Annotated in this window: 1 protein-coding gene; it reads right to left on the bottom strand. The window is 34.5% G+C overall.

Annotation, left to right across the window (positions count from 1 at the left end):
* Window positions 1-26 precede the first annotated feature (26 nt).
* Window positions 27-1093 (bottom strand): ISKra4 family transposase gene (locus QUB26_RS31875; protein WP_333321318.1). Its coding sequence is split into 2 segments (ribosomal slippage): window positions 27-925 and window positions 925-1093, totalling 1068 coding nucleotides; the frame shifts between segments, so codons are not numbered across the junction.
* Between the last annotated feature and the right edge of the window lie 87 nt (window positions 1094-1180).

Below are 1180 nucleotides of genomic sequence, written 5' to 3'. Positions count from 1 at the left end.
GGGTGCATCTCAGTTTGGCAAATACATCAAATTGAAAGTTGACCGTTGAGATAAGCACAGCGAAGAGCAAGGATAGACGAAACGTTCTCAATATTCCATTGTGCTCCCGATATTTTTACCCTTAATCCTATGCGTTTAATTATTGATTCAATTGTTCCCGAACCAATCGAACTTATGGATTCTTCTTTGTAGTATTGGTAATTTACTATTCGGCAGCGATGGGTCTCTAAATAATTACAAAACGTTTTAAATGCTTGACCTTTAAAGTCTTTAAATGTTTTTATAACTTCATCTATTTTGCCTTGCCATAACATAGTTTCTGCTGATTTTAATCGTTTTATTGAACCCCCTACCTTGTAGAGATTTTCTTTGAGATGATACCAATCTAAGATTTCTTGTCTTTGTTCATTATCTCCAATTTCTTTAAATATGTTCCAAATTCCGGCATGACCATCTCCTAAACAATACAGAGGGTGTAGTAATTTTTGGCTATTAGTCCAATCAATTAAGTCTTGATTATTTTGAAAAAAGGCTCCCGAATAAACATTATCTAAACACACGGCTTTATAGTCTTTCCAGTAACAGCTCTCGCCCTTGGTTTCGTTGCGTAGTCTAACTTTACCGCCATCTAATGTAATTTCTTTGACTCCTTGTTTAGATGTAGGCAATTCAAATTCTTGTCTTTTGACTAATCTTTGTAATGTACTGTGAGAAATTTTGATTCCCGTAAATTTTTCCAAATCTTTTTCTGCCATTTGATAAGATTCATTCGCACTGATTAATAGACAGCAATTTTCCAGGAGGGGGCTAAATTGACTGTAAGCTTTTAAGTCAAAATATTTTGCCTGATTATCTGTAATGTCGAGCGATCCAATTATTGATTTTATTTTTCGGGGCTTTCCTGTTTTAATTCCTGATACTGATGAAAAAAAAAGCTACCTAGTTCTGGGCCGACTTCTTCTAACATTTTCTGACGCAGTGATTTTTCTATACTTTCAAAACTTTTTAACTCGGTTGGATCTGTATTTCTGTAAAAAATTTCTGCTACCGCTTTTAAGTGGGCTTTTAGCTGTTGTTGGTCTGATGGTGTCATTTTATTTGCCTCATCTTTATTTAACGATTTTACTAGCTTTTTGATTTTATCTCTTTTTTGACACATTTGCCAAAGTGAGATGCACCC

It is taken from the genome of Microcoleus sp. B4-C1 (assembly GCF_036705285.1).
GTDB lineage: Bacteria > Cyanobacteriota > Cyanobacteriia > Cyanobacteriales > Microcoleaceae > Microcoleus.
Note: the sequence above shows the minus strand (reverse complement) of the source record. Positions and strands in the feature narration are given on the sequence as shown.